The sequence below is a fragment of the Flavobacterium glaciei genome, assembly GCF_003350545.1.
GTDB classification, from domain to species: Bacteria; Bacteroidota; Bacteroidia; order Flavobacteriales; family Flavobacteriaceae; genus Flavobacterium; species Flavobacterium glaciei.
The window spans coordinates 64,975-90,779 of sequence record NZ_QQBA01000008.1 but is presented as its reverse complement, the minus strand read 5'-3'; the positions used below and the strand labels follow the sequence as shown (position 1 = coordinate 90,779).

The window sequence follows — 25,805 nt, the reverse complement described above, 5'->3', positions numbered from 1 at the left end:
CTCTTTTTTATTTGTAAATTTTTATACCAAAATCGATTTTAAAGCGTCATTCATTTGTCTGACAGCATCTGCACTTTTAGCAAATAAGTCTTTTTCAGCATCATTTAGTTTAATGTCAAGAATTTCCTCCACTCCATTTTTACCAATAATACATGGAACACCTATACAGATATCATTTTGTCCATATTCACCTTCAACAAAAACAGAACATGCAATCATTTTCTTTTGGTCGTTCAAAATACTATCTACCAAGAAAGCAACTGAAGCACCCGGAGCATACCAAGCTGATGTCCCTAAAAGTCCTGTAAGTGTGGCTCCTCCTACCATAGTATCTGCAGCTACTTTTTTTAATTCTTCTTCTGATAAAAATTGAGAAACCGGCATTCCATTATAAGAAGCTAATCTTGTCAGTGGAATCATCGTAGTATCACCGTGACCCCCAATAACCATCGCTGAAATATCATTTGCAGGTTTATCTAAGGCCAATGACAAATACGTTCTAAAACGTGAGCTGTCTAACGCTCCACCCATACCAATAATTCTGTTTTTTGGTAATCCCGTAGATTTCAATGCTAAATAAGTCATGGTATCCATAGGATTAGAAACTACAACTATTATAGTATCTGGCGAATGTTTCAATACGTTTTCAGCAACGGTTTTTACAATTCCAGCATTAATTCCTATTAATTCTTCACGGGTCATCCCTGGTTTTCTTGGAATCCCTGATGTAATTACCACAACATCACTTCCTGCTGTTTTAGAATAATCATTGGTAACCCCTGATACTTTGGTATTAAAACCTGTGTTAGTAGCACATTGCATAATATCCAATGCTTTACCTTCAGCAAAACCTTCTCTAATATCCAATAACACCACTTCGCTTGCAATTCCTCTATAAGAAATCACATCCGCACAAGTCGCTCCTACATTTCCTGCTCCTACAATGGTAACTTTCATATTTTAAAGTTTATTCGGTTATTTGTTAATTTGGTTACTTGTTATTGTTGTAATCCATTCGAATGAAAACGAATCATTACATTTTATTACGCATCAATATTTGCGTAAACTGCATTTTTCTCAATAAATTCTCTTCTTGGCGGAACCTCATCACCCATCAACATTGAGAAAACTCTATCGGCTTCCGCTAAACTGTCAATAGTTACCTGACGTAAAGTTCTGAAATTTGGATCCATTGTGGTCTCCCATAATTGCTCCGCATTCATTTCCCCAAGACCTTTATAACGCTGAATTCCTGCGCTTCCACCCATTCTTTCATTTGCCTGATCGCGTTGTACATCATTCCAGGCATATTCTTTTTTATTTCCTTTTTTAACTAAGTATAAAGGTGGTGCTGCAATGTATACGTGACCTTCTTCGATTAATTCTTTCATAAAACGGAAGAAGAACGTTAAGATTAAAGTAGAAATGTGGCTACCATCGACATCGGCATCACACATAATAATTACTTTATGGTAGCGTAATTTTTCAATATTTAAGGCTTTACTATCTTCTGCAGTTCCTATTGTAACTCCAAGTGCAGTAAATATGTTTCGAATCTCTTCGTTTTCAAAAACCTTGTGATGCATTGCTTTTTCAACATTCAAAATCTTACCTCGTAATGGCAAAATAGCTTGAAAAGCACGATCTCGTCCTTGCTTAGCCGTTCCACCTGCCGAATCTCCCTCGACAAGATACACTTCACATTTAGCAGGGTCTTGTTCTGAACAATCTGATAATTTTCCTGGTAATCCACCGCCACCCATTACGGTTTTGCGTTGCACCATCTCACGCGCTTTTTTGGCCGCGTGACGTGCTTGTGCTGCAAGAATCACTTTTTGAACGATGATACGGGCATCATTTGGATTTTCTTCCAAATAATTTTCAATCATTTCACTCACCGCTTGACTTACCGGAGAAACAACTTCTCTATTCCCCAACTTAGTTTTAGTTTGTCCTTCAAATTGTGGCTCTGCAACTTTTACCGAAATAATAGCTGTTAACCCTTCACGGAAGTCATCACCAGAAATATCAAATTTCAGTTTGTCTAACATTCCAGAAGCATCCGCATATTTCTTTAACGACCTCGTAAGACCTGTTCTGAAACCTTGTAAATGCGTTCCTCCTTCGTGTGTATTTATATTATTTACGTAAGAGAAAATATTCTCTGTATAACTTGTATTGTATATTAACGCAACCTCAACTGGAATTTCTCCTTTTTCGTGATCCATAGAAATAACATGCGCAATAATTGGCTCACGATTTCCATCTAAGTAACGGATATATTCTTTTAAACCTTCATCAGAATGAAAAATTTCAGAAACGAAATTTCCATCTTTATCTTTTTCTCTTTTGTCTGTAAAAGTGATTGTAATTCCTTTATTCAAAAAAGACAATTCACGCATACGAGCGGATAAAGTATCATAAGAATACTCAATCGTTTGGGTAAAAATACTTGGATCAGGATAGAAAGTAACAATTGTTCCTCTTTTTGTCGTTTCACCAATTTGCTTAACAGGATACAACGCCTTACCTTTTTCATATTCTTGTTCGTATACTTTTCCATCGCTACTGTGAACAGTTGCTCTCAAATGGTTCGATAAAGCGTTTACAACAGAAACACCAACACCGTGAAGACCTCCAGAAACTTTATAGGAATCTTTATCAAATTTTCCTCCGGCACCAATCTTAGTCATTACAACCTCCAATGCCGAGACACCTTCTTTTTTATGAATACCAACCGGAATACCACGTCCATTATCTTCAACAGAAATAGAACCATCTTCATTTATATCAACTCTAATCGTATCACAATGGCCTCCCATTGCCTCATCGATAGAGTTATCTACAACCTCATACACTAAATGGTGTAGTCCTCGAACACCTACATCTCCAATATACATCGAAGGGCGCATTCTTACGTGCTCCATCCCCTCTAATGCCTGAATACTATCCGCTGAATAATTGTCCTTCTTGATTTCTTCGCTCATATATTTTATTCTAAAAAAATGTAATTTTTGTCTAACACGCAAATATATAAAAACGCAAATTATATAACCGTTAAAATCCTTTTTTAAGCTCTTAAGTTATTAACATTTGTTCATATAACCCCCAAAAAAAACACTCCCAAAATTGAGAGCGTTCTTCTACTTATATAAAATAAAATTATTTTAAACTGTAATTCCTCTTTTAGCAATTTCAGTATCTGCCTGCACATGTGCTGCATTAGCTCTTCCGCTTGGATCGAGGTTGTCTTGCCATTTTGGAATCCACTTTCTAACCGTTTGTGCAGCACTTACTTGTGGGTAATGTTTGTTAAATAAAGATCTGTAAAAATATGCTTCTTTTGTTGCTGGCGGATTGTATGGAAATTCCTTTGAAGCTCCAGCTAATTGCTCGTCCGAAACTTGGGTTGCACAATATTCAATCAATTTATCAATCCAACTGTATCCTACTCCATCCGAGAATTGTTCTTTTTGTCTCCATAAAATTTCTTCTGGAAGATAGGGATTGTCTGGAGTATCAAACGCTTTTCTTAGAATGTATTTTTCCTTTCCATCGTACGTTTTAGGCATCTTTTCTTCCGCTTTGATACGAACTGACACATCCAAGAATGATTTGTCTAAAAACGGAACTCTAGTCTCTAAACCGTGAGCCATAGTTGACTTATCAGCTCTTAATAAATCGGCGGTAAATAATTTCTGTACTCTTTCAATAGTTTCCTTTTGGAAATCCTCTACTGAAGGGGCATTTCTAAAATACAAATACCCTCCAAAAATCTCATCGGCTCCTTCTCCCGAAAGCACCACTTTTACGCCTAAATCAGTAATCGCTTTTGATAAGAAATACATTGGCGCACTTGCTCTTACCGATATTACGTCATACGTTTCAAGATGCCAGATTAATTTATCCAGAATTTTTATTCCTTCTTCAACAGTAAAATAAACCTCATGGTGTTCCGTATCTAAAAATTCTGTAACTTTTCTAGCAGCGACCGCATCAGGTGCATCCGCATCTAAACCAATGGAAAATGATTTTAATTTTTTACCGCTTTCCGCTAATAATCTTGAGGCAATTGCGGAAGTCAAGGAAGAATCCAACCCTCCAGAAAGCAATACTCCAATAGGCACATCGCTCATTAATCGTTTACGAGTTGCTTCGATCAACGTTTCTCTAATTAACTCTAAATCTAATTCCTGGTCGGCTTTTAAATAATCTTCATATTCCGGTTTGTAATACTTTACAAAACCTGTTTTTTGAGTGTAATAATGTCCTGGTGGAAAAGTAGAAAATGTTTTACATTGATCTGCAATAGGTTTCATTTCAGATGAGAAATAGATTCTACCTCTTTCGTCAAGACCATAATACAATGGCTTCACTCCCATTGGGTCTCTACCGGCAATAAAATCATCCCCATCCACCACTACAAAAGCCCAATCTCCGTCCAGCATATTACAAAAATCGTAACCAAACTCCTCGTACAAATGCACAATAACTTCAGAATCTGATTTTGTTCTAAAAGTATGCTCTTTCAAAACGCCATCTCTTAATTCCTGATGATTGTATATTTCGCCGTTATGAACCATGTAGGCAGTTTTCGTGCCTTGTATCGGTTGTTTTCCGGAATGTAAATCAATTATCGACAACCTTTCATGACTTAAAATATACCCTTTTTCAGTAACAAGTATGTCACTTTCATCGGGACCACGATGCGTCATTCTTTTTGAAAGCTCTCCAAACAACTGTTCATCTTTTCCTCTTCCGATAATGGCTAATATTCCGCACATAAGTCTGTATTTTTATTTTTTACCAATTCTAAATCTAATCTAAGCCAACAAATATGCAATTGCAGTTACAAACACAAAACATAATTAGTGTATTTAGTTACTATTTAAAACAAAAAGATGTAATTTATCTTAAAATTGTAATTCAAAGACCAATAAATTAAAATATTCAATTACAACTGAAAATTATTGCTACATTATAAAATAAACAACATTAATTTTAAACATATATATCATATAAGTTTAAAAAAGTTAGTTTCTCATATCGTGATTGAAAGGAAATATAAGTTAAAAAAGTTCTTTGCAAAACTGTGAGACTTTACTTAAATGAACTTTTAGTTATATTTTATTTTATTCAAATTAAAAACTTATCTGACTCATCTGTTTTAACAATGTATTCTACAAAATGCTGATATTTTCAGCATTAAGCGTAAATTATAAAAGGCTGACAATTCAATTATTTTACTTTCTCCCCTTTTAAAAAAGTGTTCGTTGGTTTCATTTTCACAATTTTACTTTCATCCACTTTCATTAAATCCTGATCAAACATTACAAAATCAGCCCATTTCCCCACTTCCAAACTTCCTTTTTCTTTTTCTTCGAAATTAGAAAAAGCAGCCCATATTGTCATTCCTCTTAACGTTTCGGCTCTGGTCAACGCATTTTCCATCTGGAAACCGCCTTTTGGATATTCCTTACTGTCTTTTCTTGCAACTGCTGAATGAAAAGTCAACATCGGATTCACTTCTTCTACAGGGAAATCAGTTCCTAAAGCCACCATTCCTGCTTTTTGAAGTAATTTTTTATAAGCATAGGCATTTTTAAGCCTTTCTTTCCCTAATCTATCTTCTGCCCAATACATATCGGATGTGGCATGCGTAGGTTGAACTGAAGGAATAATTCCAAATTTAAAATAATCAAAATCTTGTTCACGCAAAACTTGTGCGTGTTCAATTTTCCATCTTCTATCTTTGGTTCCAGCCAAAACATCTCCGTAAATTTTCAAAATCACCGTATTTGCCGAATCCCCAATTGCATGCGTATTCAGCTGAAACTTTGAAGCCGCAATTTGTTTTGCAACATCGTTTAATCCAGAAATTGGTGCCAACAAAGCGCCATATTGGCCTGGCTTATCAGAATACGGTTTGTGCATGCATGCACCACGAGAACCCAAAGCGCCATCACCATACATTTTAAAAGAACGCACATTCAAATTATCCGTTTTATAAATTCCTTTTTTCAGATACAAATCGATATTTTTTTGATTTGCCGTAATCATAGCGTACACATTAAGCTTCAGCACTTTTGCTTTTTGCAAACTATCCATCAAATGAATAATGTCCGGATCTAATCCTGCATCATTCACCGTTGTCAATCCATAGTCAAACATCACTTTTTCGGCATCCAATAAAGCGGCTATTTGTATTTTACGGGTTGGTTTTGGAATTATTTTAAACACTAATTCCATCGGATTGTCAACTAAAATTCCTGTTGGTTCTCCGTTTTCAATTTCAATTTGTCCGCCATCTGCTTTCGTATCTTTAGTGATTCCTGCTAATTTCAAGGCTTTACTATTAACGATAATCGCATGACCGTCAACTCTGTTTAAAACTACTGGAATATCAGGAAATGCGACATCTAAATCTTCTTTTGTAGGATACTTTTTTACTTTCCAATCGTTTTGATCCCAACCATTACCTACAATGAATGTTGGATTTTTATCATTTTGAAAAGCCTTTAAACGAGTAATTATTCCCTCCATACTTTCGGTACCGCGCAAATCAGCTTCTTGTAAGCTCAATCCATAGCTATAAAAATGGCAATGTGCATCAATTAGACCTGGATAAATAAATTTCCCTTTCGCATCTATTATATTTTTGGATTCATATTGTTTCGAAATTTCACTATTACTTCCAATAGCGACAATTTTCCCCTTATCAATTGCCATAGCCGAAGCCTTGCCAAAAGAGTTATTTACCGAATAAATAGTTGCATCAGTAATAATAGTATCAACGGTAACTTTATTTTTTTGATCACAGGAAATCAATAAAAACAAAGCAAGAAATAAAGTAATAGATCTCATAATAAACATTTTAGTTGTGCTAATATAAAAAAACTGTACCGAATTATTTTAAACAAACGGAATTAAAAGGAAATTTTAGATTCTTAACTTGACCATTCTGATTATTTCCATAAAAAAACGCTCTCGAAAAGGAGAGCGTTATATCTATTTATAAAATGTTATTTAATTGTATTTATGCTTTTACATACGCATCATCATGCACGCTGGCCACTGCTCTTCCAGATGGATCATTCATATTTTTGAATGCCTCATCCCATTCCAATGCAATTTTTGTACTACACGCAACACTTGCTTCTTGCGGAACACACAAAGCTGCGGCATCACTTGGAAAATGCTCATGAAAAATAGAACGATAGTAATATTCCTCTTTTGAAGTTGGCGTTTGTAAAGGGAACTTGTATTTAGCATTTGCTAATTGTTCATCCGAAATCTCTACAGCAACAGTAGCTTTCAAAGTATCAATCCAACCATATCCTACACCATCACTGAATTGTTCTTTTTGTCTCCAAGCTACACTTGGCGGTAACATCTCTTCAAAAGCCTTACGAACGACCCATTTTTCCATTGGATGTTCTGCATTGATCATTTTATCCTGAGGATTAACGCGCATCGCCACATCCATAAATTCTTTATCTAAAAACGGTACACGTCCTTCAATTCCCCATGCTGCTAAACTTTTGTTCGCACGCAAACAGTCATACATGTGCAATTTACCTAACTTACGTACGTTTTCTTCGTGAAATTCTCTTGCGTTTGGCGCTTTGTGAAAGTATAAATACCCTCCAAAAAGTTCATCTGCTCCTTCGCCTGACAATACCATTTTGATTCCCATAGATTTGATAACTCTCGCCATTAACCACATAGGAGTTGATGCTCTAATCGTAGTCACATCATAGGTTTCTAAGTTGTAAATCACATCTTTAACAGCATCCAATCCTTCTTGGATAGTGAATTTAATTTCGTGGTGAATCGTTCCAATATGATCCGCCACGATTTGAGCCGCAGCTAAATCCGGAGAACCTTCTAATCCTACTGAGAAAGAGTGTAATTGCGGATACCAAGCATCGGCAACATCACCAGATTCAATTCGTTTTTGTGCATATTTTTTGGCTACAGCCGAAGTAATAGAAGAATCTAATCCTCCTGAAAGTAATACTCCATAAGGCACATCACTCATCAGTTGTCTGTGAACCGCAGCTTCTAAAGCCACTTTAATTTCATCAATGTTAGTTACGTTGTCTTTTACGGCATCGTAATCTGTCCATTCTCTTTTATACCATTGTACAAACTCGCCGTCTTTACTAGTCATATAATGCCCCGGAGGAAACAATTGGATTTTTGTACAATATCCTTCTAGCGCTTTTAATTCTGAAGCAACATAAAAAGTTCCGTGCTCATCCCAACCAATGTATAATGGAATAATTCCCATGTGATCACGAGCTACGAAATACTCGTCTTTTTCTACATCATAAATGGCAAATCCAAAAATTCCGTTCATTTCATCTATAAAATGAGGTCCTTTTTCTTTGTAAAGTGCCAGAATTACTTCGCAGTCACTTTCTGTTTGAAAGTTGTATTTCCCTTCAAATTGTTTGCGTAATTCTCTGTGGTTATAAATTTCACCATTTGCAGCTAAAATAAGTTGTTTATCTTCACTGAACAAAGGTTGTTTACCTGAAGCAGGATCCACAATTGCTAAACGTTCATGAGACATAATCGCTTTTTCATTACTGAAAATTCCACTCCAGTCCGGTCCACGATGACGGATGATTTTAGACATTTCTAAAACTTGTGGTCTTAAAACTTCCGCTTTTTGTTTTAGGTCAAAGGCACATACTATTCCACACATAACTATATATTTTTAATGTTTTGTTTATTTTGATAGGGCAAAGATGCAGTTATAGTTCTAATTGAAAAACACAAATGCCTTTTTTAGTTATAATTGACAACCAAAAAATAGCATTTGTATTTAAAATGTAATTAAAAAGGAATAAAAAAAGAATCGAAGTTGAAAATTGTAAAATGGGACGCAGATGATACGGATGCAATTCCCGAAGCTTTAGGACGAATTATAACGGATTTTATTCAATAGTCTCCACCAAATACTTCGTACCGTTAATCTCAAAAGTAAACCCTTCTTGATTTCCCATCAATTTGTTTCCTAAAGGCGATTGTGGTGATAATGCGATAATATTGATTCCTTCGACATTGATTTTAGGAAGCGCCACACTCAGATACAAATAAATTCCGTTCGCTTTTACCAAGCTCCCAACAATAATAGTCTCAGCAATTGTAGTAGCGTCAATTTTATCCAAAACTGTTTTTTGATCCAATACTTCTCTCAATTTACGATTGAGTTTTTCCTGCTCAATGTGCATCATTGATAAAGCGGTTTCATGTTTGTCTCCGGCAGAACCTTTGGCATCGTTCATAGAATCTTCGGTAAGCGCCACAATCATGTCTTTGAAAACATCGATTCGATCCTGTACTAATTGAAGATAATGAGTATGTATTTTTTGTTTGAAAGTCATCTGGGAAATTTAACCGCAAAGTACGCAAAGTTTTTCGCAAGGTTCACAAAGAAGTTTTGTAAAAAAGATCGCATCAAAATATTGAAATTTAAAAAATAAAAACAAAATTATCTTTGCGCTTTTTTTGTGAACTTGGTGGTTAAGTAAAACCTTAAAAATCAAATTTATAGTTAACTCCAGCAACCACCTGAAATCCCTGAACTGGATAATTTAGCCATTTTTGGTAGGCACTATTCATGATATTATTAGCTCTTACGAAAGCTGTCAATCGGTCGCTGTATTTGTATCCTACATTTGCATTTACATCAAAATATGATTTTAGTGTTATTGGGGCATCACTTGGAGCTACTACATATACGAAATCAGTATTTGTCTTGTAATCCTTACGCTCCCCAACATAAAACACATTTGCACCAGCAAACCATTTCTCTGTAATATTAAAATCAAGATTTGAATTTATTTTTATCGCTGGCAAATTCCAAGCTTCTTGCTGAAAATCATTGGTGAAACTGCTAAAAGTTCCGTTGATTCCAAAAGACACATCTTCAGAAAAATCAGCTTTAAGTTCTCCATAAAAACTTAATGTCTTCATATCATCGTAAACCACCTGAAAGGAATTTCCAAACGCATAATCTTCATTACTCGAATTTTCATTATAATCATTGCTTCTAAACAAGGCTTTATTTCTTTCATTGACATACGAAGCTTTTACATTATAACTCACTTTATTCGTTAATTTCCCTTTTAATCCTGCAAAAATATCATACTGCTTATCTGTAGGTACGATATTCAGTGTTGGCGATAAAAATGGATTTTCATTAACAAAATCAAGATAGGAGTTTTGCTCCAAATTTCCTTCGGCACCCGCATAGAAAATCATTAAATCACCTACCACTTTATACGAAGCATTAAATTTTGGATAGACATAAACCGAATTACTGCTGTTTTGATTGTCCATGCTATAAAAAATAGCGGCACCAATGTTTAATGTCCAATCATCTTCTTGCATCACAAAACTTGGTGAGATTCCAAAATTTGTAAAGCCGTATTTTATGGCTTCCGTATTTGTATTTGAATAATTTTTCTTGAAACTTCCTCCAACATAATCTACGATTACATCTGTTTTTACAGCACTTTCCATGACATCAAATTCTACTGTTGGTTTTGCAAAAAAACGATTTTCTGAAGATCCGGAAGCATCCGAAAAATGGTTGTATTTTAAGCTTGCTTTATTTAAAATACTTTCATTAAATGCTACATTTCCACCTAATGATATCGTACCATAAGTTTGCTGAGGATTAATCCCGCTAATCAAAGTCACTCTGTCTTGAGGAGTCAAAGTATTTCCAAAATTTTCAGGTAATCCGTACCAATTATAAATCTGGTTTTGATAACCTAAATCCAGATTCCAAGACACGTCTTTTTGATTGGAACCATACATTAAATCTATCGATGTATCATAAAAACGATTTTCTAATGCTACATTTTTGATGCCACCTTCCGATGAATGATGACGAAACATTCCCCCAACATAATCCGTGTTACTGATATCATGATTTACGAATAATTCCCCAATAAAAGTTCCATAATTCCCCACCCCAAAAGTGGCATAATTCTTAAACAAGTGTGCTTGTTTTTCTTTCTCTACTCCTTCAGCTTTTCCTTTGGATGGGGTAAATATTGAAGCAACTGGAAAAGAAAAAATAGAATATTTGATGGTTTCTTTTTTAGCATTTCCTTCCTCATCCAGCTCCGGAATTTCTTTGGCTTTGAAAGCATCCGAAATTTTAGGAGTATATGGTTTTACAACATTTACAGTTTCGGTGCCTATTTGTTCTTTCTTTTGTGCAAAAGAAATTTGAGAGACCAAAAGAAACAAAACTCCAACCACAACTCTCCCCGAAGGGAAGGGTGCCATGAATGTTACTTTCGTATTAATAAATGATGTCGTTTTTTTATCTTTAAATGTCATGTTATATTTTTTTTACTTCTTAATTTGTAATTCTAACCTGCTAACCTTCTGCTTAAACTTCCCAGTCGCCTTTTGCAATGAATTGCGATTTGCCTCCAATTTTTATCTCGAAATGATTTTCGGTTAATTTACCATCAAAATAAATCTGGGATGGTCTGTTGATAAAATCGCCCTGATGATTGATAATTTGAATTTTTGGCGCATTATACTTTAACAGAAAAGCCTGTAAACAAGTACTTGCGCTTCCCGTTGCTGCATCTTCAATAAGCTGATTATTTTCAACACAGAGCATTCTGCTAATGAGTTTTGCGTTTTCTATACAATAAAAATATATCGCCCTGTGATTGGTTTTACAATGCTGGTGTAACCATTCGTTCATCTTGTCCTTATCTAAAACTAAATCCTCCAACGCTTGTTTACTTTTTACAGGAACTATTACAAAAGCACTGCCTGTAGTAACTTCCTGAATAGGATAAGCTTCATCAAAATCGGCAGCGATTAAATTACTGAAATTCAAAAAATCTTCTGCTTCAAAAACATCTAGAAACTCGGGTTGAGCAGCCTGAAGCCACAACAAATCTCCTGATTGATGCACCGGAATTTCTCCAATAGGAACCGATAACGTAATCTTTTCTGGTTGGTGCTCAAATATGGTATTCATCAACACCCAAGATGTTCCAATAATAGGATGACCGGCGAACTTCATTTCGTGTTCCGGAGTAAAAATCCTTATGGTTGCCGAATTATTTTCAGCATCGAGTTTTGTAATAAAAGTGCTTTCCGCAAAATTTATTTCTCGCGCAATTTGTTGCATCTGTATGTCAGTTAGAGCATGGGCACCTGCGAAAACTGCGAGTTGGTTCCCCGCATATTTTTTCTCCGCAAAAACATCAACTATATAAAAAGATAGATTCATTCAATTTTATTTTTTGGCTTTCGATTATTAAAAATTTACGTTTGATTGAAGTTGTTTCCAACTCTCAAACCTTAATTTTTATTTTGTTATCGATGAGTTCGTTTTGGATTCTTCTGTTTTTATTAAATCCAATTCTCTTTGTGCGTCTGAAACGATATCTGGATAATCTGTGAAATTTTGAATTACATTTTCTAAAATATAAGTCGCCTGAAAACTGTCTTTCAGCCCGTAAAAGTTCTTCGCCATTACCACTAATCCTTTGGCACCAAAATATTTATAACTGGAATAATTCTTCGCTAATTTTTGAACTGCAGTATTTGAAGCTTCAAATTTTCCATCTTTATTTTTAAAATAAGCATCATAATACAAAGCTTCAGCAGCTAATTCTCCTTTAGCAATCGTCATTAATTTTGCGTAGGCCTCTTTAGCTTTCGCTTCGTCACCGGTTTCAATTGCGGCACGGGCAATGATAATTTGCGCATCGCTTTTTACATTATCATCTGTTTTTGGGTTCATCAAAACCTTCTCTGCATAAATAACTGAATTTGGATAATCTTTCTTATCGTAATACAATTTCATCAAATTTGATTGTGCAAATGTTTTGTTCTGAGAAATATCCGCTTCGTTTTCTAAACGAGTCAAAATCACAATAGCTTTTTGATCCTCTTTGTTTTTTAAGTAAACTTGAGCCAATCTTGACAGTGATTGTTCTGTAAATTCACTTCTGGATTGTGCAATTACATATTCATAATTAGGAATAGATTTACTCTCAGCCCCATCTGCATAATACAATTGTGCCAGGTAATAATTAGCTTTCAAGGCATGAATCCCACGAGGGAACTGGCTTACATAACTACTAAATCCTGCTAATGCCTGCTTGGTATTGTTTTGTTGAAATTGTTTTTCAGCAGCTTCATACGTGTCATTGTCTAATTCTACATCAGTTACAGCAACAAAATCTAATGTACGTACCCAAGTTGCATATTCATCTACTCTGCCATTGTCCACATAAATTAATCGAGCAGTCGCAACCGCTTCTAAAGCCTCAGGAGTTCTAGGGAAATCAGCCGCAACTTTTTTAAATTTCAACAATGCCTGCTCGTCTTTGTCTGTGTTATAAAAAACCAAACCCTGACGCAAAATAGCTCTGGAAGTGAAAGATCCTTTTTTGAATTCTGAATTTAATCGGTCATACGTTTTGATAGCAAGGTCATTTTTATTTTCAGCAACATAAGTATTTGCCAATTCAAAAAGTGCATCGTCTCTGTATTCAGATTTTGGAAACAATTGCAAAAATGCGTTTATCTCGTCAATTTTCTTGTCGTTTTTAGCTAAAAACCCATAAGAAATTGCTTTTTGGAAATACGCATAATCCGCGTCTACACTTTTAGAATCAATTACTTTTGTATATGCTTCCATTGCCGCACCGTATTTTGAAGTCACAAAACGACAATCCGCTAAACGCAAATACGAATCATTCAAACGCACTTTATCACTAGGTGCTTTTTCTATTTGTTTTTGGAAATAATCCCCTGCTTGCTCGTATTCTTTCAATTTGAAATACGTGTATGCAATATTGTAATTACTGTTTTTGAATTCCATTGTTGTAGCTGCTTGATTCAAACCAATAAATTGCTTGAAACTCAATAACGCCTCTCTAAAATCATTCAAAACATATTCTGTTTCGCCTTTCCAGAAAGTAGCACGAGCGGTAAAAACAGCATCTTTTTGTTCGTTTACAGATTTCGAAAACATTTTAAGTGCTTCCGGATAATTTCCATCAGTGTATAATTCTAAACCTCTATAAAAAAGCACTTTTTGGTAGGCTAATTTGTTCTCTGGTGATTTATTTTTTTCCAACAAAACTATGGCTTCTTTGTAGTTTTTAGAAGAAATATAAGAATCAATCAATAATTTTTCTACCTCAGAACGGCTTGCATTATCTGGATATTTTTTTAAAAATGCCTGCAAAACTGCGGGCACACTTTGATACGAATTCCCTAATTCATAGCTTAACTTAACATAATTCAAACTTGCGTCTTCCTGAATTGCAGCATCAAAACTCATTTCTGAAGCATTTTTGAATGCATTCAAAGCCTGTTGCTTTTTATCAGTATTAAGGTAACTTTCTCCCAAATGATAAAAGGCGTTTTGAGCTACGAAATCTTTACCGCCAATGATTTTATTGAACTGAGAAATTGCGTTTTCGTAATCTTTTTGTTTGTAATACGCATAACCCAATTGATAGAAATCCGTATTATTCCATTTCCCTTTTTTTCCTTTATAATCTACTAAATATGGAATTGCAGTATCGTATTTTTTTAAATTAAAATAACTTTCGCCAATAATTTTATTAAGTTCTGATTTTTCTAAAGGAGTCGATTTAGCCATTGCTTTCTGACCTAAATCAATTGCTTTTTGGAAATTTCCCAATTTAAAATTCATATCCGCTTGATAGTACGAAAGCTTTTCTTTGTACTTTTCTTCGCCCGAAACTTCGTCAAAATATTTTGTTGCTTGCTTGTAATCATCACCTTCATATGCCATAAAACCTAAATAATACTTTGCTTGAGAACCATATTCGGCAGAGTTCACGACTTTATTCAAATATACAGTTGCCTGTTTTTTATTTTTGGCATTAAAAAAACTATAACCTTTCTGAAAATTGAATTTATCTTGGTCTTTTCTGCTTAAACTGCTTTCGTCTACTTTATCAAACCATTGTAACGCTTGTGGATAATTCCCTTGATTAAAATGAAAATGTGCCACTTCAATGTACGCTTGGTTTTGTTTTATGCTCGTAGGATAATCCGAAACAAATTGCTCCATCAATTCACCCCCATTTGACTGATTAGTTCGAATGGCACAATTAGCGGCATAATAAGCACAATCTGATTTTAATTCATCAGTTGTTGCAGTTTCCTTTACTTTATTAAAAATAAGTTGTGCCGAGGCATATTGCTCATCTTTAAATAAAGAAACCGCTTTATTGAAATCTTTAGAATCGTGTGTGTAAATAGTTGATTTTTGTGCCGAAATACTGGCCGTTATAATAAAAAAGGATAAGAAATAGCCCCAAGAAAGTTTACGCATTGTGATTTTATTTAATAATTCAAATGTATATATTCTGTACTCTATAACGAATTCCTTTGAGCTTTTATTATGATTTTTTTTTACAGTTAGCAATTTATGCGACATTGCGTATTATAAATCAAATCACGCCTCCCGAGTTTTTAGTAATGTTTGTAATTTTTTAAATTCTTCCTAATAGAATAGAATTTATTTTGAATAGAAGCGTTATCTTATTACTTTTACCCAATAAACAAATGCAAATTATGTCACAATCCGTACTGTCTTTAAAAAATGTAACTATTTATCAAGAAGGAAAATCTATCTTAACAGAGGTAAACTTAGAGGTAAAACATGGTGAATTCCTTTACATCATTGGGAAAACAGGCTCCGGAAAAAGTAGTTTAATGAAAACTCTATATGCTGATTTACCTTTGACTGAGGGAGAAGGAAGTGTTGTAGAATTTAACTTAGCCACACTAAAAGAAGATGACATTCCGTTTTTGAGAAGAAAAATTGGAATCGTTTTTCAGGATTTCAAATTACTTCCAGACCGAAGTGTAAATGACAATATGTTTTTTGTACTTAAAGCAACTGGCTGGACAAACAACGCAGAAATGCAAAATAAGATTGACGAAGTTTTAGCAAAAGTTGGAATGAGAGATTTTGGCAAAAAAATGCCACATCAACTTTCTGGAGGAGAACAACAACGGGTAGCTATCGCTCGTGCTTTGCTTAACGATCCTGAATTAATCCTTGCAGATGAACCTACGGGAAACCTTGACCCACAAACTAGTGGCGAAGTTTTAGAAGTATTAAAAAGCATCAATGCTAACGGAAAAACCATCATTATGGCCACACATGATTATGCATTATTGATGAAATTCCCTTCGAAAACTTTGAAATGTGAAGATGCAAAAATCTTTGAAGTTGTTCAGAGAACAGTGTAATGCTTTCTATTCTTGTTCCTCTATACAATTACAATGTTTACCCACTTGTGGTAGAGTTGCACAAACAATGTATGGATTGCATTATAGATTTTGAAATTTTATGTCAAGATGACGCTTCACAATCAAGTTTGAATGTATATAATGAAAAAGTAAATGTATTATCTAATTGCAGTTTTGTTTCTTTAAAAGAAAATCTGGCACATCGAGGAAACAGAAACTCCCTTGCTGAGCAAGCAAAATTTGATTATTTACTTTTTATCGATGGAGACTCTATCATAATCCATGACAATTTTATAAAAAAATACATTGACAATCTACAGGATTTTGATGTGGTTTATGGCGGAAGACTGCATCCTAAAAAATGCCCTTCTGAGAATCAAAAACTACGCTGGAAATATGGTAGATTTATTGAGGACAAATCCGCATTAAATCGCAAGAAAAAAAATTATCAATCGTTACTTTTTAATAATACTTTAATCAAAAAAGACTGTTTCAACAAAGTAAAATTTGACAAAGACATAAAAAAATACGGTCATGATGACACACAACTCTCCTATCAATTAAGTCTATTACAAGTAAAAATAAATCATATTGAAAATCCTGTAGAACATGGAGACATTGATACCAATTTAGTTTATTTGAACAAAACCAAAGAGTCCTTAGAAAATTTGATTTTATTATACGAAGAAGAAAAAATTGATATTGAATTTGTACGGCTGCTTCAACTCTATCAATTTTTAAAAAGAACAAAAATCAAATATATTTTTTCAAAAATACATTCTGCTTTTGAGCACTATCTATGGCAAAATTTAACTGGAAAGAGTCCTAATTTATTTCTTTTTAATTGGTTTCGAATAGGATATTTATGTTCAATAAAACAGAAAAATTAATTTTTTTTGATACCATTGAAAAGTTGATTCCAAGTTTCCATAATCGTTTCAATATTGTATTTTTCGCTGGATAATTTTGCCTTTTTTCCCATTTCTCCTCTTAATGTTGCATTTTCAATCAGAGTTTCAATTGCTCTTACATAATTGGATTCGTTGCCATTTTCAATCAAAAAACCGTCTTGGTTATCAGCAATTATTGCTCTTGGTCCACACGGACAATCGTATGCGACGCAAGGTAATCCGCAAGCCATTGCTTCAATTAGAACCATTCCGAAAGCTTCAAATCGAGATGTCATTACATAAAAGGAAGCTTCTGAATATTTTTTGATAATATTTTGAACCGGTTCATGAAAAATTATATTCTCCGAAATATTCAGGTTTGCGGCTAACAATCGTAAATCAACTTTTCCAGCAGATTTTCCATAAATTTCCAATATCCAATCTGGGTGTTTTTGAACGACTTTTTTCCAAATTTGCAACAATCTGTCAAAACCTTTTTCATAAGTATGTCGTCCTACAGCAATAACTCTTTTATTTTCTAAAGCACTCGATTTTTCTGCAGCGAACCATAAGGGATTTGGAATAACAATGGTGTTTTTTATATTCCATTCAGAAATGCTTTCTTGCGTTAAAACAACAAATCGATCATATTTTTTTATTCCTACTTTTTTTAAAGCATAAATACACTTTGATACAACTTTGGATAAGATATCAATTCTTAAATCTATTTCTTCTATAAACTTAGAACTGTGCATTTCCAGAACAAGAGGGATTTTATTTTTTAAAATAAAAGGAATTGAATATGCTTTTAAACCATTATCGCAAACAATAATTATATCGGGTTGGATAGTTTTAATTTTAGTTTTTAACCCATTGGAAAACGAATTAAAAAACTGGAAAACGTTACCTTTTAAAAGGATATCATGAAAAACAATACTTGAATTAAAAGAATAAAACAAAGGCTGAAAGCCCTCGTTTTGAGTCAGAATATGCACTTCATATCCTAATTTTTCAACCAGATAATTAGTTTTTACCGAGAGTACTCTGGCAACTCCGCCTTCATTATTTATGTTAGGAACTATATAAAGTAGTTTCATTTTTTAGATTCCAAAAATTTATCAAAATCTCTGATATAATCATCTTCTTTAAAAACATCCGAAGCCAAAACCAAACATACAGCTCCTGAAGAAAAATTTTGCAATTCTCTCCAAATGCCTGTTGGTATCAGTAATCCAACATTTGGTTTGTTTAAAAGAAATGATTTTTTTTCGGTTCCGTCGTTTAGCACAACTTCAAAACTTCCGCTTAAAGCAATAAGGACTTCGCTTTGATTAGTGTGTGAATGACCACCTCGAAAAGAATTACTTGGCACATCAAAAAGATAGTACACTCGCTTGAATTCAAACGGCAATACATCTTCTTGAATAAAAGCTAAATTCCCACGAGTATCTTCTACAACGGGGATTTTAAGTAATTGTATGTCTTTTAAAGTTGTCATAATACTATTTTAAACTGATTTTCATCAAATCCAGCCATTGTTTTCCGATAACTGAAACAGAAAAAGATTGCACACTTTGCAACGCATTTTGTTTGCAATATCGATATAAATTTTGGTCTTCAATAAATAAATCCATTGCTTCCGAAAGTTTTTCAACATTCTGATTTTCGACTAGTAATCCATTTTCTCTGTGCTGAATCATTTCACTGGGACCTGATGAACAATCAAATGCAACAACTGGAGTTCCGCAAGCTAGTGATTCTAAAATAACGGTGGGTAAACCTTCATTTAGACTACTTAAAACTAAGAATTTAGCGTTTTTCAAATACCTAAAAGGATTGTTCTGAAATCCTAAGAAATGAACTTTTTCTTCTATTTTTCTTTTCTTGGCTAAGTTTTGCAGCATTTTTTTGAGTTCACCATCACCCAAAAAAACCAAGTGAATATTGTTTTGTGGCAATACTGAATTAGAGTAAGCTTCAATCAGTTTATCAAATTGCTTGATGTTTTTTTCCATTTGGCCTACGCCAATAATATAATCAAACGGAAGTACATTTCCCTCTTGACTTTGTAATGCAATATCTTCAATATCAATTGGATTGTAAATTCTAGCAACATTTTTCAGCTGGTGTTTTTGCTCAATCAATGCTTTAGATTCATCCGAAATACTTATAACTTTATAACAATCTCCGTACATGAAACGGCTGAGTAAAGGCCAATTTGGCATGTAATGATCTATCAAAAAACTGTGAACTGTGTATATGGTATTCGTTTTATAAAGCCATTTTGCTATTAATACTTCTTGAATGGGTTTTATCCTAAATCTGAAATCTATAATAAAATCGAATTGATTTTCGTCAAGATATTTTTTAAGAAAAACTAATCGATTCCATTTATTAAAAAGTCCATTAGTCGTATTTTTCATCTTGCCTAAATTGACTAATTTCCCTGCATAAGTATAAGAAACCTCATCGAGAACAATAATATTATGAATTTCTATTCCTTTTTCCTCAAAAAACTGCGACAAGACAGCCATTACTTTTTCAGCTCCACCATGACTTAATCGATAACCAATTAAAGCAATTTTAATTTTTTTGTTAGGCAAAATCATTATCGATTTGTTATTTTCGTATCAAATATAACTCTTTTAAAAAAATATGCAAGACAATCCATTGGTTACCATTATTTGCTTGTGTTACAATCAGGAAGAATACGTCTTTGAGAGTTTATGTTCAGTAACTAATCAAGACTATAAGGAAATAGAGCTAATTATTGTTGATGATTACAGTTCGGATAATTCAAAAGCTGTAATCGAAAAATGGCTGCTTGATTTCCCAAAAATCCAATTTATTGCAAATAAAACTAATTTAGGAAGTACAAAATCGTTTAATAAAGCATTGAGTAAAGCCAAAGGTGAATATATCATTGATTTAGCTGCAGATGATGTTTTAGTGTCTAATTGTGTTACTTCGCAAATGAATGCATTCAAAAATACAACTTACAAAAATCTAGGTGTTGTTTATGGAAATGCAGAATTAATTTCTGAAAAAGGAATATTTAACTCTTATTATTTTCCCGTAGACCGTTTTAAAAAAGTAATAAAACCGCGTGCAACGGGAGACATTTATAAGTCAGTACTTTCTGGTGGCGACTGCATGTGTTCAGTTTCATCAATGGTAAAAAAATCCGTATTTGACCATTTAAATGGTTACGATGAAACGCTTGCTTACGAAGATTTGGATTTATGGATTCGCGCTTCCCTGATTTACGATTTTGACTTTATTGATGAAATTTTAATTCGAAAAAGGATAGTGGATAACTCTTTAGGAACCCATTTTTTTATAGAGAATGATGCTAGAGCCAGAAAAATAAATCAATCTACTTATTTGATTATAAAAAAGGCAATTAAGCTAAACAGAACAAAAAAAGAGGATCAAGCGTTGTTAAAACGCATTCATTTCGAAATCATTTTAAACCATAAAACTACAAACTACACCTTATTAGGAAAGTATATTTTGCTTGAAATCAAGCTCAGATTCCGTATGCTAATTGCATAATTACATCATCATATAATTATCTAATGCTGCTTTCTCTCCTTCCCAATCTCTGGAAATAGAATCTTTTAAGAATTTTGCAGGAATGCCTCCAATTAAAATATTAGAGCCAAAAGATGTATAATCTGCATTGCACAAAGTATTCGATGCTATTGTACAAAAATCTGGCGTTGTAGTACCTTGAAGCACAGTCACTCTGCTGGATGCATAATTGTAATTCCCAATAAAAATAGGAGCCGTGAGTTTGAACTTTTCTCCGGTTTGAGTATCCATCATTTGATGAAAATTAGTATCTATAATTTGGGATTCCGAACCAAAACGAGCGTAATTTCCCAAGATAATTCGTTCCATACAAATCAATTTTGCATTAGAAGCTAATGAAGCCATGTGCCCAAATTCGCAATATCCTTTCTCGCCAATGTACATAAAATAATCTTTCCCAAATTGTACATGACCCATAAAAACGAGCGTTCCCAAAATATTTATTTCTGCAATTCCTTTGTGCAAAGTGTTCATTTCATACGGTTGTCCAAAACCAATCATTCCTTTTTTAATCGCGCCTTTAATTTCAATTTTTCCCCCTATTGAAGTAAATTTTACATCTCCATAAAAAAACACAGGGAGCTGTTTAGCAACGCTAAAAGGAAATTTTTTAAAATTAAAATATAGCGTTTTTGTCCAATTTATGGAATAATAAACTTTAAGTTTTTGATATCCCGTATTGATTTTTCTATAATTATGTTTTAAAATTTCAATCATTCTTTTTCTTAATTATAGCGTTGAACAATGCTTTTAGCTCCATGATTTTATTCATTTGAAACACAACAAAAACAATGGAAAGCAAAACCATTACTGACATTAAACTGTATTTTAAAATTGGATTTGAGATGTATCGAAACAAAAAAGTTGCTAAACACATCAAAATACAAATTAAATATATTTGATAAAAATTGCGATCAAAATAGAATTCATATCTTTTTTTAGTTATTATTTTCAAACCCAAAAAGTGAATCATATAATATACTACAAAACTAAAACCCAGACCTTCCAAACCATAAAAATAATAGCCCAAAACATTTAAAAGTAACGACATCGCATTGAAACCTATGGCCGTTTTCAGAAACATACTAGAATCTCCTTTGGCTATCAAAATATAACCCATCGACCAGGAAACCGCTCTGAACAACATGGCCAATATCCCAAAACAAACCATCGGAATAATTGCAGTAAATTGTGGTGTAAACACAATTTTAACGATAAGCGGAATCAACGTTAAAAACAAAATAATTACAGGCGTTATAATTAATATCGAAAAGAACGATTGCTGAATAACACTCGTTCTGACTTTTTCGTTTTCATCACATATTGAAGATAGTCTTGGAAAATAATCGGTGCTCATAACCGTGAAGATTACGCCTACATAGGAATTTAACAAAATAAATCCCGCATTGTAAAACCCCACTTGTTCTAAATTCCCTTGTTTTCCAACATAAATTTGGATTAAATATGTAGTCAGCAAAGTCAGCGAACCACTTAGTGTCAGCATGAATCCTAGGGTAACGATACGCTTCACGTCGGTCAATAACTGAGCTTTTGAAATATTTTTTCTTTCGATTTTTACTTTTTTGGAATAATAAAAAGAAAACAATAAAGCGGATAACGAAGCAACAATTATTGTAGGCACAATTGCATCAATTCCATAGAAATAATAGAGCGGAATTGAGAATAATAAGCCGAATATATTTCCATACAAATTAGCTTTCGCTAAAAATCTCATTTTTCTCAATCCTTGCAAAACGGCTAATTCACCAGTTGTCAATTGTTTAAAAAGCAATGTAATGGACAGAAAAACAAAGGCATACATTTGATCTGAATTCCCAAAGGTAATTATACTCAGCCAATTGGAAAACCCTACAGTTAACAGTGTTCCCAGAATCCCTGTTACAAATGCTATTTTTTTAATCACATAAACGGAAGGTGAAACTGTATTTACATCCTCATTTTTATAATCTGCCGAAATGTGTTTGATTGCAGTTGTTTCTAATCCTAATCCTGAAATTCCACTAATAATTCCAATAGCGGAATTCAATAAAGCTATGATTCCCATGCCTGCAGGACCTATAAAAACCGCAATTAGTTTTGTTCTGATTATAGCAATTATAATCATTAGAAACTGAACACCACCAAAAAGTGAAGTCGTTTTTACAATTTGATGATATGACGTTTTAGAATCAGACACTCTCTAATATAGATTTAAAATAGCAATAATATGACTCACTTCTTCGATAGTCAAAACTGGACTGATAGGCAAACTCAGTACTTCATCGTGTATCTTTTCTGTAATTGGAAAAGAAAAATTATCCCAGTCCGATAACGCCTTTTGTTTGTGTGGCGGAACGGGATAATGAATAACGGTTTGGACTCCATTTTTATGTAAATAGTCTTGTAAATCAAGTCTATTTTGGGTTCGAACGACAAACAAATGGTAAACGTGAGATTGCTTCACTCCTCGTAATAAAGTAGTGGGAAGAATTATTTTATCGTTTCTAATTTCGGTTAAATAACGTTTAGCGATAATGCAGCGCTTTTCATTTTCAGTATCTAAAAACGGTAATTTCACGTTCAAGAAAGCCGCTTGAAGTTCGTCTAATCTTGAATTTATACCAACATGATTATTGTAATATTTGGTTTCCGAACCATAATTCCTGAGCGATTGAATCACTTTAGCCAATTCAAAATCATTTGTGGTAACTGCACCGCCATCACCTAATGCGCCTAAATTTTTACTTGGATAAAAACTATACGCTTGGGTTTTGGATTTTAGGTTCTGGTTGTTAAAACTTCCCTCTTCAAATGAAGCGCCGTGAGCCTGAGCCGAATCTTCAACAACCAATAAATCATTCGCATCAGCAATTTTATGTATTGCATCCATTTCAGCCAATTGTCCATACAGATGAACGACCAAAATCGCTTTTGTTTTTGAAGTGATTTTTTCTGATATTAATTCGGGATTTATATTGTAGGTTTCCAGCTTTGGCTCGACCAAAACAGGAATTAAATCTGCTTGTAAAATAGCAAGTATACTGGCAATATAAGTGTTTGCAGGAACAATAACTTCGTCTCCTTTTTGCAATTTTCCCAACTGAATATATCCTTTGAAAATCAAAACTAAAGCATCAAAACCATTCCCAACACCTATACAATAGTTAGTGCCACAATAGTTGGCAAAGTTGGTCTCGAATTCCTTGACTTCATTCCCTAAAATATACCAACCAGTATCTAAAACCACTTTCAATTTTTCTTGAAAAGCAGTTTCATACGGTTCGTTTATTTTTTTTAAATCAAGAAAAGGTATCATATAAGATTCATTTTATAAAAATCCTGGCTGTAAACAGAGCAGCCTAGTTCTTCTTTTTGTTTCAAGAGTCCAGCGTGATATCCTTTTGCATTGTTTTCATTTACGATTCCCATGTCAAAAAAAAGTTTGCCTTCACTCTTGAATTTCTCTATCAAATTAATGAATAAAAAATCCAATGCACGCAATTCTTCTCCTTTTTTGGTAGTAGCTCCATATTGCGATTTGACAACGGTTTCTGTTTCGAATAGCGTAATTCCTGCAATAATAACTTCTTCAAAATACAATGAAAACTGTTTGATATTATTCGGGAATTTACTTTTTAATGCTGTTATTTCTTGTAAATTATGTACTGGTGTAGCATCATATTTTTCCAATAATCTAGGTTCTAAAACTAATTCCCAAAAAGATTCCAATTGCTGCTCTTCGACCATTTCCAAATCGAGTTCTTCAATTTTTCTGAAATGTTTTAGTTTACTTTTTGAAATTGACAAAGGCTGGGATAAATTGATACCTAAATTCATTTCTTTTTTATCCAAAAACGCTCCTTTTTTTAGCATAAAAAATTCCATTTCAGCATTGCCTTTTGAAGCATAGAATAAAGGAATAGGTTTAAAATAGAATGATTGTACCTCATTTTCTTTTAAAAAAAGCAAAAGAGAATCCAAAATATCTTCTACTTTTTCTCCATTCAATTTAGATGAATAAACTAATCCGCCGTAGGTCAATCCTTGATGGGAATAAACGATATCTCCAACTCTATTTGCCGGCAAAACAGCGACTAATTTTTCACTATCATAAACCATCAACGAAAAATCCTCGAATCGATCTTTGTGGTATTCCATAAAATCACGGTGAAATAAAAAAGTAGCATTTTTGGCCTGACCAATAAAGGCATTCCAATTTGCATAATCACTTTCCCGATATAGTTTGACAGAATAATTTTTCACTATTAAATTTTAGATTCCGTTAAAGTAATCAATTTTTATTTATGTTCTAACGTAGGCAAATACCATTTGAATTTCACAGCCATCAAACGTACTAAAATGATAACTATTGAGGTCGTTAAATATAAAATATCACTATCAAAATTCAATTTTCGAAGCAGAAAAAAGACAATCCCGCCCAAAATACAAATCGTAGCATAAATTTCTCTTCTGAAAATAACAGGGATTTCAGTACACAAAATATCTCGAATAACACCTCCAAAACAAGCCGTCATGGTCCCTAAAGCAATGCAAATTACAGGATGAAGTCCAATATTTATTCCTTTTTCAAGACCTATTAAAGTAAAAACCCCTAACCCAATCGTGTCAAATAAAAACAAGGAAGTTCGTAATCTGTCGAATTTTTTTCGAAAAAGTATTGCCAAAACAAACCCGATAATTATGACATAAACATATTTTAAATCTAGCATCCATCCTACCGGAGTTCGCCCAATCATTATATCTCGCAAGGTTCCACCACCAACTGCAGTCACAAATGCAATGATAAAAACCCCAAATGGATCGAGTTTTTTACTCATGGCTGTCAATGCGCCCGACATGGCAAAAGCCATCGTACCGATGATGTCTAGTAAGTGAAACATTTAGATTGGGATTTTGACAAAAATAGAGAAAATACTCTTGAAAACAGTTAGAAATACTTACATATAATGAATCTGTTACTTCTAAATAAATATTCAAATCCGATTAGAAAACTGGATT

At 33.6% G+C, this 25,805-nt stretch carries 20 protein-coding genes; 3 read left to right on the top strand and 17 right to left on the bottom strand.

Annotation, left to right across the window (positions count from 1 at the left end):
• Positions 1-21 precede the first annotated feature (21 nt).
• The 9 genes from mdh to DFR66_RS08650 all read right to left on the bottom strand — a co-directional run bounded on the left by mdh (position 22) and on the right by DFR66_RS08650 (position 15,376).
• Positions 22-957 (bottom strand): malate dehydrogenase, encoded by a 936-nt coding sequence (gene mdh, locus DFR66_RS08690; protein WP_114754447.1) that lies wholly within the window; start codon positions 955-957, stop codon positions 22-24.
• Positions 958-1,043: 86 nt separating this feature from the next.
• Entirely contained in the window at positions 1,044-2,987 is a 1,944-nt protein-coding gene (gene gyrB / locus DFR66_RS08685; RefSeq protein ID WP_114754446.1) for a DNA topoisomerase (ATP-hydrolyzing) subunit B, read from the bottom strand.
• Positions 2,988-3,167: 180 nt separating this feature from the next.
• Complete coding sequence (gene asnB / locus DFR66_RS08680) at positions 3,168-4,784, bottom strand: asparagine synthase B (RefSeq protein ID WP_114754445.1); 1,617 nt, start codon at positions 4,782-4,784, stop codon at positions 3,168-3,170.
• Positions 4,785-5,238: 454 nt separating this feature from the next.
• The gene (locus tag DFR66_RS08675) at positions 5,239-6,864 is read right to left on the bottom strand and encodes an amidohydrolase (RefSeq protein ID WP_114754444.1); all 1,626 of its coding nucleotides are present in this window, start codon (positions 6,862-6,864) and stop codon (positions 5,239-5,241) included.
• A 172-nt stretch (positions 6,865-7,036) separates the two neighbouring features.
• Positions 7,037-8,713 (bottom strand): asparagine synthase B, encoded by a 1,677-nt coding sequence (gene asnB / locus DFR66_RS08670; RefSeq protein WP_114754443.1) that lies wholly within the window; start codon positions 8,711-8,713, stop codon positions 7,037-7,039.
• A 232-nt stretch (positions 8,714-8,945) separates the two neighbouring features.
• Complete coding sequence (locus DFR66_RS08665) at positions 8,946-9,395, bottom strand: hypothetical protein (protein ID WP_114754442.1); 450 nt, start codon at positions 9,393-9,395, stop codon at positions 8,946-8,948.
• Between the two features lie 151 nt (positions 9,396-9,546).
• Complete coding sequence (locus DFR66_RS08660; protein WP_114754441.1) at positions 9,547-11,313, bottom strand: porin family protein; 1,767 nt, start codon at positions 11,311-11,313, stop codon at positions 9,547-9,549.
• 106 nt (positions 11,314-11,419) lie between these two features.
• On the bottom strand, positions 11,420-12,283 hold the full coding sequence (locus DFR66_RS08655) for a PhzF family phenazine biosynthesis protein (RefSeq protein ID WP_114754440.1): 864 nt from the start codon (positions 12,281-12,283) through the stop codon (positions 11,420-11,422).
• Positions 12,284-12,361: 78 nt separating this feature from the next.
• Complete coding sequence (locus DFR66_RS08650; protein ID WP_114754507.1) at positions 12,362-15,376, bottom strand: tetratricopeptide repeat protein; 3,015 nt, start codon at positions 15,374-15,376, stop codon at positions 12,362-12,364.
• A gap of 242 nt (positions 15,377-15,618) precedes the next feature.
• On the opposite strand from DFR66_RS08650, the gene DFR66_RS08645 reads away from it, so the two are divergent.
• The gene (locus DFR66_RS08645) at positions 15,619-16,302 is read left to right on the top strand and encodes a cell division ATP-binding protein FtsE (protein ID WP_114754439.1); all 684 of its coding nucleotides are present in this window, start codon (positions 15,619-15,621) and stop codon (positions 16,300-16,302) included.
• Positions 16,302-17,192 (top strand): glycosyltransferase family 2 protein, encoded by an 891-nt coding sequence (locus tag DFR66_RS08640; protein WP_114754438.1) that lies wholly within the window; start codon positions 16,302-16,304, stop codon positions 17,190-17,192. The genes DFR66_RS08645 and DFR66_RS08640 overlap by 1 nt, the downstream gene beginning before the upstream one ends.
• Here the strand turns inward: DFR66_RS08640 and DFR66_RS08635 are convergent.
• Genes DFR66_RS08635 through DFR66_RS08625 form a run of 3 tightly spaced genes read right to left on the bottom strand, consistent with a single transcriptional unit; the run spans position 17,189 to position 19,801 of the window.
• On the bottom strand, positions 17,189-18,289 hold the full coding sequence (locus tag DFR66_RS08635) for a glycosyltransferase family 4 protein (RefSeq protein ID WP_114754437.1): 1,101 nt from the start codon (positions 18,287-18,289) through the stop codon (positions 17,189-17,191). The two genes, DFR66_RS08640 and DFR66_RS08635, sit on opposite strands and share 4 nt — an antisense overlap.
• The gene (locus DFR66_RS08630) at positions 18,286-18,690 is read right to left on the bottom strand and encodes a sugar 3,4-ketoisomerase (RefSeq protein WP_114754436.1); all 405 of its coding nucleotides are present in this window, start codon (positions 18,688-18,690) and stop codon (positions 18,286-18,288) included. The genes DFR66_RS08635 and DFR66_RS08630 overlap by 4 nt, the downstream gene beginning before the upstream one ends.
• Positions 18,691-18,694: 4 nt before the next feature.
• Positions 18,695-19,801, bottom strand: coding sequence for a glycosyltransferase (locus DFR66_RS08625; protein WP_114754435.1), 1,107 nt, complete (start codon positions 19,799-19,801; stop codon positions 18,695-18,697).
• A 46-nt stretch (positions 19,802-19,847) separates the two neighbouring features.
• On the opposite strand from DFR66_RS08625, the gene DFR66_RS08620 reads away from it, so the two are divergent.
• Positions 19,848-20,747 carry a glycosyltransferase gene (locus tag DFR66_RS08620; protein ID WP_114754434.1) on the top strand — a complete coding sequence of 300 codons (900 nt, stop codon included), beginning with the start codon at positions 19,848-19,850 and terminating at the stop codon, positions 20,745-20,747.
• Here DFR66_RS08620 and DFR66_RS08615 read toward each other — a convergent pair whose 3' ends face one another.
• Genes DFR66_RS08615 through DFR66_RS08595 form a run of 5 tightly spaced genes read right to left on the bottom strand, consistent with a single transcriptional unit; the run spans position 20,748 to position 25,687 of the window.
• Positions 20,748-21,503 (bottom strand): acyltransferase, encoded by a 756-nt coding sequence (locus DFR66_RS08615; RefSeq protein WP_242008652.1) that lies wholly within the window; start codon positions 21,501-21,503, stop codon positions 20,748-20,750.
• Positions 21,496-22,983 (bottom strand): oligosaccharide flippase family protein, encoded by a 1,488-nt coding sequence (locus DFR66_RS08610; protein ID WP_146841141.1) that lies wholly within the window; start codon positions 22,981-22,983, stop codon positions 21,496-21,498. Before DFR66_RS08610 ends, DFR66_RS08615 begins: the two co-directional genes overlap by 8 nt.
• 3 nt (positions 22,984-22,986) lie before the next feature.
• Entirely contained in the window at positions 22,987-24,102 is a 1,116-nt protein-coding gene (locus DFR66_RS08605; RefSeq protein WP_114754432.1) for a DegT/DnrJ/EryC1/StrS family aminotransferase, read from the bottom strand.
• Positions 24,099-25,049 (bottom strand): FemAB family protein, encoded by a 951-nt coding sequence (locus DFR66_RS08600; protein WP_114754431.1) that lies wholly within the window; start codon positions 25,047-25,049, stop codon positions 24,099-24,101. The genes DFR66_RS08605 and DFR66_RS08600 overlap by 4 nt, the downstream gene beginning before the upstream one ends.
• Positions 25,050-25,084: 35 nt before the next feature.
• Positions 25,085-25,687 (bottom strand): trimeric intracellular cation channel family protein, encoded by a 603-nt coding sequence (locus DFR66_RS08595; protein ID WP_114754430.1) that lies wholly within the window; start codon positions 25,685-25,687, stop codon positions 25,085-25,087.
• Positions 25,688-25,805 lie beyond the last annotated feature (118 nt).

Bases quoted from the DNA above. Each gene is read 5' to 3' on its own strand.
- DFR66_RS08620 (WP_114754434.1), top strand. From the start codon at position 19,848: ATGCAAGACAATCCATTGGTTACCATTATTTGCTTGTGTTACAATCAG.
- DFR66_RS08605 (WP_114754432.1), bottom strand. From the start codon at position 24,102: ATGATACCTTTTCTTGATTTAAAAAAAATAAACGAACCGTATGAAACT.
- asnB (WP_114754445.1), bottom strand. From the start codon at position 4,784: ATGTGCGGAATATTAGCCATTATCGGAAGAGGAAAAGATGAACAGTTG.
- DFR66_RS08650 (WP_114754507.1), bottom strand. From the start codon at position 15,376: ATGCGTAAACTTTCTTGGGGCTATTTCTTATCCTTTTTTATTATAACG.
- DFR66_RS08615 (WP_242008652.1), bottom strand. From the start codon at position 21,503: ATGATTGAAATTTTAAAACATAATTATAGAAAAATCAATACGGGATAT.
- DFR66_RS08595 (WP_114754430.1), bottom strand. From the start codon at position 25,687: ATGTTTCACTTACTAGACATCATCGGTACGATGGCTTTTGCCATGTCG.
- DFR66_RS08675 (WP_114754444.1), bottom strand. From the start codon at position 6,864: ATGAGATCTATTACTTTATTTCTTGCTTTGTTTTTATTGATTTCCTGT.
- DFR66_RS08645 (WP_114754439.1), top strand. From the start codon at position 15,619: ATGTCACAATCCGTACTGTCTTTAAAAAATGTAACTATTTATCAAGAA.
- DFR66_RS08625 (WP_114754435.1), bottom strand. From the start codon at position 19,801: ATGATTTTGCCTAACAAAAAAATTAAAATTGCTTTAATTGGTTATCGA.
- DFR66_RS08630 (WP_114754436.1), bottom strand. From the start codon at position 18,690: ATGACAACTTTAAAAGACATACAATTACTTAAAATCCCCGTTGTAGAA.
- DFR66_RS08660 (WP_114754441.1), bottom strand. From the start codon at position 11,313: ATGGCACCCTTCCCTTCGGGGAGAGTTGTGGTTGGAGTTTTGTTTCTT.
- DFR66_RS08635 (WP_114754437.1), bottom strand. From the start codon at position 18,289: ATGAAACTACTTTATATAGTTCCTAACATAAATAATGAAGGCGGAGTT.
- DFR66_RS08665 (WP_114754442.1), bottom strand. From the start codon at position 9,395: ATGACTTTCAAACAAAAAATACATACTCATTATCTTCAATTAGTACAG.
- DFR66_RS08640 (WP_114754438.1), top strand. From the start codon at position 16,302: ATGCTTTCTATTCTTGTTCCTCTATACAATTACAATGTTTACCCACTT.
- asnB (WP_114754443.1), bottom strand. From the start codon at position 8,713: ATGTGTGGAATAGTATGTGCCTTTGACCTAAAACAAAAAGCGGAAGTT.
- DFR66_RS08655 (WP_114754440.1), bottom strand. From the start codon at position 12,283: ATGAATCTATCTTTTTATATAGTTGATGTTTTTGCGGAGAAAAAATAT.
- gyrB (WP_114754446.1), bottom strand. From the start codon at position 2,987: ATGAGCGAAGAAATCAAGAAGGACAATTATTCAGCGGATAGTATTCAG.
- mdh (WP_114754447.1), bottom strand. From the start codon at position 957: ATGAAAGTTACCATTGTAGGAGCAGGAAATGTAGGAGCGACTTGTGCG.